Annotated in this window: 9 protein-coding genes; 8 read left to right on the top strand and 1 reads right to left on the bottom strand. The window is 46.8% G+C overall.

Annotation, left to right across the window (positions count from 1 at the left end):
* Window positions 1-146: 146 nt before the first annotated feature.
* Window positions 147-335, bottom strand: coding sequence for a 50S ribosomal protein L28 (gene rpmB, locus C8U37_RS13455; RefSeq protein ID WP_068562155.1), 189 nt, complete (start codon window positions 333-335; stop codon window positions 147-149).
* A gap of 342 nt (window positions 336-677) precedes the next feature.
* Between rpmB and C8U37_RS13450 the strand changes: the two genes are divergently transcribed.
* The 8 genes from C8U37_RS13450 to C8U37_RS13415 all read left to right on the top strand — a co-directional run bounded on the left by C8U37_RS13450 (window position 678) and on the right by C8U37_RS13415 (window position 9,448).
* A complete protein-coding gene (locus tag C8U37_RS13450) occupies window positions 678-1,040 on the top strand; it encodes an Asp23/Gls24 family envelope stress response protein (protein ID WP_086628151.1) in 363 nt (120 codons plus the stop codon).
* 43 nt (window positions 1,041-1,083) lie between these two features.
* Window positions 1,084-2,754 carry a DAK2 domain-containing protein gene (locus C8U37_RS13445; RefSeq protein WP_108033726.1) on the top strand — a complete coding sequence of 557 codons (1,671 nt, stop codon included), beginning with the start codon at window positions 1,084-1,086 and terminating at the stop codon, window positions 2,752-2,754.
* 98 nt (window positions 2,755-2,852) lie between these two features.
* Window positions 2,853-4,913, top strand: a complete 2,061-nt coding sequence (recG, locus tag C8U37_RS13440; RefSeq protein ID WP_108033725.1) for an ATP-dependent DNA helicase RecG — start codon at window positions 2,853-2,855, stop codon at window positions 4,911-4,913.
* 27 nt (window positions 4,914-4,940) lie between these two features.
* Entirely contained in the window at window positions 4,941-5,981 is a 1,041-nt protein-coding gene (gene plsX / locus C8U37_RS13435) for a phosphate acyltransferase PlsX (RefSeq protein WP_108033724.1), read from the top strand.
* Window positions 5,982-6,092: 111 nt separating this feature from the next.
* A complete protein-coding gene (acpP, locus tag C8U37_RS13430; RefSeq protein WP_086941651.1) occupies window positions 6,093-6,332 on the top strand; it encodes an acyl carrier protein in 240 nt (79 codons plus the stop codon).
* A gap of 209 nt (window positions 6,333-6,541) precedes the next feature.
* Entirely contained in the window at window positions 6,542-7,555 is a 1,014-nt protein-coding gene (locus C8U37_RS13425) for an ABC transporter ATP-binding protein (RefSeq protein WP_108033723.1), read from the top strand.
* Window position 7,556: 1 nt separating this feature from the next.
* A complete protein-coding gene (locus C8U37_RS13420; protein WP_108033722.1) occupies window positions 7,557-8,498 on the top strand; it encodes an ATP-binding cassette domain-containing protein in 942 nt (313 codons plus the stop codon).
* A 2-nt stretch (window positions 8,499-8,500) separates the two neighbouring features.
* The gene (locus tag C8U37_RS13415; RefSeq protein ID WP_108033721.1) at window positions 8,501-9,448 is read left to right on the top strand and encodes an ABC transporter permease; all 948 of its coding nucleotides are present in this window, start codon (window positions 8,501-8,503) and stop codon (window positions 9,446-9,448) included.
* The last annotated feature ends 24 nt before the right edge of the window (window positions 9,449-9,472 follow it).

Below are 9,472 nucleotides of genomic sequence, written 5' to 3'. Positions count from 1 at the left end.
CCCCAAAAGAGAAAAATTCTCTTCTGGAGTTTGTGAATGTGGCTCCCTTATTTCAACAGATAAAATGTCTCATCAACACCATTTGACAGAGAGCCAAAAAAAGATGAGCTGGAATCATAGCATGGTCCCTGGGCTCATCTATATTTTTATACTCTTTCAACTTTACCAGATTTCAAAGCTCGAGCTGAAACCCATACTTTTTTAGGTTTTCCATCGACTAAGATACGAACTTTTTGTAAGTTTGGTTTGAAAGTACGTTTTGTGTAGTTCATAGCGTGGGAACGGTTATTACCTGAACGGCTTTTACGTCCTGTTACGAAACATTCTTTTGACATTTTCTTTCCTCCTTTGCTGTTACAGAAGCAAAGCTTCTTTCCAATTCATACACTTGATTAATTTATCATAATTCAAAAGTGAATGCAACTGTTTTAAAGGAAAAATACTTGACAGCTGTTTTTTTTATCCTGCCCTCATCAAATATCCGCATTTGGCCATCCTCAAAAAGAGAGGAAAGCGAGATGAGAAAACGCTGAAAATATTTCGGGAAAAAGTCAGAATTGCCGTAAATCGAGCGGAAATGAGAAATTTAATCGCAAAAAGTTATTTCTTTTGTATAAAATATGCTATCATAATTTGTAATTAACGATTGTGTGCATACATAAAGGAGGCTATTAAAAATGGCAGTTAAAATCCAAACACAATATGGGCTGGTTGACTTATCGAACGACGTGATCGCTACGGTAGTGGGCGGCGCCGCAACGGATAATTATGGAGTTGTCGGCATGGCCAGCAAAAATCAAATCAGAGACAATATCAGTGAAATATTGAAAAAAGAGAACTATTCACGCGGTGCCGTGATTCGCCAAGAAGAAAATGGAGTAGCTGTTGATGTCTATATCATTGTACTCTACGGAACAAAAATTTCTGAAATTTGCCGGAATGTTCAAACACAAGTCAAATATAATCTTGAAATGATGTTGGGCTTTTCCGCAAATACAGTGAATGTGTTCGTCCAAGGCGTTAGAGTATTAAAGGACTAAAGATTACAGATCACCAGGCTTTATGGTGAAGGAGGATTATAAGGTGAAGAAAACTGAATTAACAGCGGAAGACTTTAAGGCGATGGTCGCAATCGGCGCCGAACGCCTTAGCGAGAATGCAGAATATGTGAATTCTTTGAATGTGTTCCCTGTTCCGGATGGAGACACGGGCACAAACATGAATCTATCATTCACATCCGGAGCTGAACGCGTCAGGCTGTCGAATGCTGCAACAATTGATCAATTAGGGTCGGACTTGGCTAAAGGCTTATTGATGGGGGCTAGAGGGAACTCAGGCGTCATTTTATCCCAGCTGTTCCGTGGCTTTTCAAAAGCTATCGAAGGCAAAACAACATTGAATACAACTGATTTTGCGGAGGCTTTTTCCCACGGGGTCGAGACAGCCTATAAAGCGGTCATGAAACCGGTGGAGGGCACCATTTTGACGGTTGCGCGCGAATCCGCCAAAGCCGGTGTGAAAAAAGCCGAACACACGGATGACATTATTGAGTTGATGGGAACGGTCCTTAAAGTCGCGCAGATCGCATTGGATAAGACACCGGATCTGCTGCCGGTATTGAAAGAAGTAGGCGTCGTGGACAGCGGCGGACAAGGCCTTGTATACATTTATGAGGGGTTCATGGAATCCTTGACCGGAGAAAAAGTGCCTTCCGCCGAAAAGGTCATCTTACAAGCGGATGTAACCGAAATCGCTCACCAGGAAAATTATCATAATGTGTCGCATTCCATCGCGACAGAAGACATTGAATTCGGTTATTGCACAGAGATCATGGTCAAATTAGGCGAAGGTGAAACCGTGACGGACACCTTTGACTACGATACATTCCGTAATCATCTGAACGAAATCGGGGATTCCCTATTGGTCGTCGCGGATGATGAAATCGTGAAGGTCCATGTGCATACCGAATATCCAGGGGAAGTCATGAACTACGGCCAAAAATTCGGTTCATTGATGAAAATAAAAGTGGACAATATGCGCATGCAACATGATGCAGTCCTTGAAAAAGGCGATGCGCCCGTCAAGAAACTTGAAAAAATTCCTTATGGCGTGATAGCTGTTGCTGCCGGCGAAGGTGTCCATGCCCTGTTCAAGAGCATGGGCGTCTCCACGATCATCAATGGCGGACAAACGATGAATCCAAGCACGGAAGATATCCTTAAGGCGATCGAAAACACAAATGCCGAAAAAACAATCATTTTGCCGAACAACAAAAATATTTTCATGGCTGCAGATCAGGCTGCCGAAGTGTCTGATGCGGATGTGGTTGTAGTGGCTTCAAAGACGATCTCACAAGGGCTGACAGCTATGCTTGCCTTCAATGAATCAGAGGACCTGCAAACCAATAAAGCCAACATGACTGCTGAACTGGAAAATGTTGTCAGCGGACAGATCACGAATGCCGTGCGCGACACAGTCATAGACGGATTGGCCATCACCAAAGATGACTTCATGGGAATCGTCGACGGGAAAATCCTCACGGCCGATAAGGACAGAAAAGCCGCAACGATAGAAACCCTGAAAAAAATGATTACGGATGACAGCGAAATCGTCACCATCATCTTCGGGGAAGACAGCGATGAGAAAGAAAGCAAAGAGATTGCAGCGATCATCGAAGCGGAATATGACTTTTTGGAAGTGGAAGTGCAAGAAGGAAATCAACCGGTATACAGTTATCTTCTTTCTGTAGAATAATCTGAAAAAGCTGAACGAGTTTCTCTGTTCGGCTTTTCTTTTTCAAAAACGGTTGGGCAAAGAAACTGTCCTGCTCCCGGAAGAAAGGAGGCGAACGGATGGAAGCGGAAGACAACAAGCAATTGGATATTTATGATCCAGTCGGGGAGTTGCCCCATGTAGGACCGAAAAGGGTTGAGGCGCTGCATTCGTTGGGCATCGATACGATCTATGATCTGATCACACATTTTCCTTTCCGTTATGAGGACATAAAAGTCAAAACATTGGACGAAATCGAGGATTCGGACAAAGTGACGCTGAAAGGACAAGTCGTGACGGCTCCGGTCGTCCACCATTACGGTTTTAAAAAAAGCAGGCTATCATTCAAATTAGCCATCGAAGATGCCATCATATCGGTGACATTCTTCAATCAGCCTTACCTGAAACAAAAAATCATGCTTGAGGATGAGGTTGCGATCTTCGGTAAATGGGAACGCGCACGCCAAACTTTGGCAGGGATGAAGATCCTCGGCAGTTCGAACGGACAGGATGATTATGCCGCCATTTATCACGTCAACAAGACGATCAAGCAGCAGACCATCCTGAATCTGATCAAACAGGCGATTGAACTTTATGCTCCGGTCATTCCCGAGATACTTCCGCAGCATTTGCTGCAGACGTATCACCTGATGAGCCATAGGGACGCCATTCGGGCGATGCACTTTCCCAAAAATGATGAAGAATCAGAGCAAGCAAGACGGCAAATCGTCTATCAGGAGTTTTTCCTTTACCAAGTGCGCCTGCAAATGCTGCAACTGAGCCGCAAAACGAACAACCGAGGCATTCCGATCCTTTATGATGTGGACAAGCTGAAGGGATTCATAGCGACTTTGCCGTTTGAACTGACGGATGGACAAAAGAAGGTCGTCAACGAAATCTGCCGGGATCTGCGCAAACCTTATGAAATGAACCGGCTGTTGCAAGGGGACGTCGGCAGCGGCAAAACGATCGTAGCGGTGATCGCCCTGATGGCTAACGTCCTGGGCGGGTACCAAGGGGCTTTCATGGTTCCCACTGAGATTTTGGCGGAACAGCATTATCGCACCTTGCAGAGTCTGTTCGAATATACTGATGTCTCCGTTGCCCTGCTTACCGGCAGCACGAAGGCAAAGGACCGAAAAGAATTGTTGCACCGGCTTGCAGCAGGTGACTTGCATATCCTTATCGGGACGCACGCACTGATCCAAGAGGATGTCGTTTTTGCCGACCTTGGCTTGGTCATCACCGATGAGCAGCACCGCTTCGGTGTACAACAAAGGCACAAGCTGAACGAAAAAGGCAACAACCCGAATGTTTTGTACATGACTGCCACGCCGATCCCGAGGACGTTGGCGATAACCACGATGGGCGAAATGGATGTTTCGGTGCTTGACCAGATGCCTGACGGCAGAAAACCGATCAAAACGATTTGGAACAAATCGGACAAGATCGAAAATGTACTTGAGTTCATCCGGAAACAGATGGATAATGGACAACAGGCGTACATCATCACGCCTCTGATCGAGAAATCCGAGTCGCTGGATGTCAAGAATGCGGAAGATGTGCATCAAGCCGTGATTGCCTATTACAAAGGGAAATACCAAATCGGTCTGTTGCACGGCCGTCTCAAGTCCGAAGAAAAGGATCAGATCATGCGCCGTTTCCAAAACAACGAGCTGCAGGTTCTTGTATCGACGACAGTCATCGAGGTCGGCCTGAACGTGCCGAATGCAACAGTGATGGTCATCCAAGATGCCGACCGATTCGGATTATCCCAGCTCCACCAATTGCGCGGTCGAGTGGGCCGGGGAGACAAAGAATCCTATTGTGTCTTGGTTGCCGATCCGAAAACCGATAACGGCAAGGAACGCATGCGCATCATGGTGGAGTCGACTGACGGTTTCTACCTGAGCCAACGGGATTTGGAATTACGTGGACCGGGTGATCTTTTCGGAAACAAACAATCCGGCTTGCCCGATTTCAAATCCGGAGATATCGTGCGGGATGCCGTCATCCTGGATATTGCGCACAATGACGCTATCCAAATCACACGCGAACAAGACTTTGAAAGCAACCCAGCCTACGGAAGTTTGCGGGAAGCAGTCGAACGCGAAAAAGAGAAGTTAAAGAGATTACAGTGAAACTAACAAAAGTGAGGGATACGATCTATGAAAATCGCTGTCGATGCGATGGGCGGGGATTTTGCGCCCCAAGCAATAGTAGAGGGCATTTTAATGGCTGCCAAAGAATTTAATGATTTAGAGTTTTTGCTTTTTGGTGACGAAGCCAAAATACGCAAGGCTTTAGGGAATGAATATGCCGAAGATGGGAAAATCACAATCGTGCATACGACCGAAAAGATCGAGAGCGACGACGAACCCGTCAAAGCAATCCGCAGAAAAAAACAAGCTTCGATGGTGCTTGCTGCTCAAGCAGTCAAGAACAAGGAAGCCGACGCTTTATTTTCGGCAGGGAATACCGGTGCACTTTTGGCAGCCGGATTATTGATCATCGGCCGGATCAAAGGGATCGACAGACCCGGCTTGATGCCGATTCTGCCAGTCATCGGGAAAGAAAATGAACAGTTTCTCTTGATGGATGCAGGCGCAAACGCTGACTGCAAACCGGAAAACATCTACCAGTTCGGCCTTTTGGGCTCGTATTATGCCAAGTTTGTGCAAGGCATCGAAAACCCAAGAATCGCTTTGTTGAACAATGGGTCCGAAGCAACTAAGGGCAGTGAACTGTCCAAAAAAGCCTATGTGTTGTTGGACGAGGACTCCGAACTCAATTTCACAGGCAATATTGAAGCGCGGGAAATTTTGCTCGGCGATGCGGATGTCGTCGTGACGGATGGCTTCACCGGGAATGCTGTCCTGAAGACGATGGAAGGAACCGCAATGTCATTGCTGAAGTTGATCAAAACCCAATTGCTTTCGGGCGGTCTGAAGACAAAAATCGGCGGAATGCTGATCAAGGATTCCTTTTCGGAAATCAAAGATACGATGGATTATTCAAAGCATGGGGGGGCCGTTCTGTTCGGATTGCGGGCGCCGGTCGTCAAGACGCATGGATCTGCGGATAAAGTCGCTGTCTACCACACAGTGAAGCAAATCCGTAAAATCATCAGTTCCCGCGTCATTGATGATGTCGTGAAGCACTTTGATGAAATGAATGCCCAACCCGTAAGCAAAACTGAGCAGGAATAAAAAAATATAGACAAAAGATTAGCGTATGGGTAAAATAGATGTGAGCCTTTACAAAATATTTTCAGAAAATGTGATGTAATTGGTTATGGAACGATAATGGAGGTGTAACGCTTGGCAGATACAACTACTTTTGAGCGAGTAGCCAAGATGGTTATTGAACGATTCGGTGTCGATGAAGCAAAGGTTACGAGAGAGTTGACTTTCCAAAACGACCTTGGAGCGGATTCATTGGATATTGTTGAACTCGTTATGGAACTGGAAGATGTCTTTGCTGTACAGATTTCCGATGAAGATGCTGAGAGGATAATCACAGTAGGAGATGCAGTCGACTACATCGATTCTCAAAAATAAGGATCGCAATAATTTAAGGACAGAAGCAACGTTGACGGTTTTCAAATGCCAATGTTGCTTTTTTTTCAGGCCAAGAAGGCTGATTATGGCAAAAATATGATATGCATTAAAACTGAATGGAATAGCGGTTGTTTTTGCATGTGCTTAAACGTATAATGTTAGGAGATATTTCATCAAGTTTGTTATATAAGCATGAGAGGAGGCGCACGATGGGACTTGGAAGACCCTTGCTGGAGATAAACGCATTGCACACCGCATTCCGGATGCAGGATAACTATTACGATGCAGTCGACGACGTTTCCTTCAGTCTGGAAAAAAATGAAATTTTGGCGATTGTTGGAGAGTCCGGCTGCGGGAAAAGTACCCTAGCAACAACGATCGTCGGACTCCATAATAAGGCGAACACGCGGATTTCGGGAGAAATCATCTACCAGAACTTGAATCTCATCGATCTGAATGAGACGCTCTATAACCGCATAAGAGGAAACGATATCGGGATGGTTTTTCAAGATCCTCTTTCGGCCCTCAATCCTTTGATGACGGTAAGTGAACAGATAGAAGAAGTGCTGCTTTATCATACCAGGATGACAAAAGAGGAACGTGCGCTTCGTGTGAGCGAATTGTTGGTTCAAGTTAGGGTGGAGGATCCGGAGGGAGCAGCCGCACGCTACCCGCATGAGCTCTCCGGGGAAGCGCGTCAGCGGGTCGGCATTGCTATTGCTGTTGCCTGTAATCCGCCGATCATCATCGCGGATGAACCGACGACCTCTTTGGATGTCACTGTTCAAGCTCAAATATTGGATCTGTTGAGCGAAGTGAGGGACGACACGGGTGCCGGGATCATCCTGATTACCCATGATTTGGGTGTCGTAGCCGAGATTGCGGATAGAGTAGCCGTCATGTACGCGGGACAAATTGTCGAAACAGCCGGGGTCGTTGAACTGTTCACGGATCCGAAGCATCCGTATACCCGTTCTTTGTTGCGTTCGATGCCGCAAGCGAATGGCACCCTCGAATCGGATTCCGGGGAACTCTATGTGATTCAAGGGGATGTCCCTTCTTTGCAGCAGTTGCCTAAACAGGGTTGTCGTTTTGCCGGACGGATTCCATGGATTCCATTTTCTACACATGAACAATCACCAAAAATGCACGAGATTTCTAAAGGGCATTTTGTCAGGTGCACGTGCCATGAGTCCTTTCGTTTTGAAGGGGAGAGTGAATAAGATGGGGCTTTTGGAAATCAAAGATTTGAAGGTTCACTACCCGCTCAAGAGCGGCTTCTTATCCAGCAAAAAGAGCCTTGCAGCCGTCGATGGCATCAGTCTGGCCCTGGAAGAAGGGAAAAATTACGGTCTGGTGGGCGAATCGGGGTCCGGAAAATCAACTGTCGGAAGAGCGATCGTCGGACTGGAGCGGATCACTGCCGGCCAAATCATTTATGAAGGCACTGACGTAACCGCTGCGATAGGCAAGCGGAAATCAGCCCACAAACGCAATGTCCAGATGATTTTTCAAGATTCGGGTGCGAGTCTGAATCCGAAAAAACAAATTGGCCAGATCATTTCTGAACCTTTGCATAATTTTGAGCAGCTTTCCCAGCAGGAAGAGAAAAAACGCGTGTTGGAACTGCTGGAAATGGTAGGGTTACCGGAAGATGCGCTGCGGAAGTATCCTCACGAATTCACAGGTGGACAGATGCAACGCATTGCATTGGCGCGGGCGGTTGCGCTGCGGCCAAAATTTGTCATAGCTGATGAACCCGTTTCGGTATTGGACCTTTCCGTTCAGGCGCAAGTGTTGAATTACATGAAACGCATCCAAGAACAATACAAACTCAGCTATCTGTTCATTTCTCATGACCTAGGCGTCGTGAAGCAGATGTGCGATGAATTGGCCATCATGTACCGAGGAAGGTTCGTGGAATACGGAGACAGGCAGGATATCTATCTCAACCCGCAGCACATCTACACGAAAAGGCTCCTTTCCGCAATTCCAAACTTGGATCCGGAAAACCGTGAGTTGCACAAGCGTTTGCGGCGGGAAATAGAATCAGAATACAAACAAAGCATGGAGAGTTATCTGGCAAAGGACGGTCGTGTTGGGGATTTGATCCCGTTGTCGGAAACGCATCGGATTGCCGGTAAACCATCGAAAGGAGAGCGTTAACGATGTGGAACAGAATTCTGAGACGCTTCTTCTTCATCATTCCGCAACTGTTGGCGTTCAGTTTATTGGTGTTTGCACTGGCGCAATGGATGCCCGGCGATCCTCTGACTGGGCTGATCATTCCGGGGATGGATCAGAGCGGCGTTGACGCAATCCTGGATAACCCTTGGTACATCAGGTATCTGCAATGGATCGCAAATATGCTCAGAGGGGATTTCGGCCTCAGTTACACTTACCGGATGCCTGTGGGTGTTCTTGTTGGTGCAAGGCTTGGCAACACACTCTTGTTGGCGATGGCCTCCCTCTTGTTGTCGTATCTGATCGCTGTTCCGCTTGGCATTTATGCAGGGCGTTTTAACGGTTCGTTGGGTGATAAAGTCATTCGTTTTTTGAACAGCATCAGTTTTGCCTTGCCGATCTTCATGGTTGCCTTGTTGCTGGTTTGGCTTTTTGGATTTCAACTGGAATTGTTTCCGACGCGGGGGATGCCCTTGTTGCCGGAAACGCAGAGCGTATTTGCCTCTCTTTGGAATAGGCTCCACCACTTAGCGTTGCCGGCGCTTGCTTTTGCCCTCTCGGCATCCGCTGGCAACATCCAACGTTTAAGGTCGGGTATCATCGAGGCAAAGCAAGAAGATTATGTACTGACAGCCCGCTCAAAAGGCGTTCCGGAGAGCATGGTGTATCGGAGGCACATCTTCAGGAACGCGAGTATGCCGGTAACTTCTCTGTTGGGCTATGACATCACCGGTTTCATAGGGAGCAGCATTTTTATCGAATACATCTTCTCCTACCCGGGAATCGGCCGATTGTTCATCAGTTCTTTAGAATCACGCGATTTCAGTGTCATCGTTGCCTTGTTGCTGTTTTATGGTCTGGCTGCTTTGATTGGCACATTAGTGTCTGACATCATTTTGACCATTGTTGATCCGCGTGTCAGGGTGAGATAGCAAGAGGAAAGGGGGGATATGTTG

Origin of the sequence: Trichococcus patagoniensis (assembly GCF_003051085.1) — a bacterium.
GTDB lineage: Bacteria > Bacillota > Bacilli > Lactobacillales > Aerococcaceae > Trichococcus > Trichococcus patagoniensis.
This window is presented reverse-complemented; position numbering and strand designations above follow the sequence as displayed.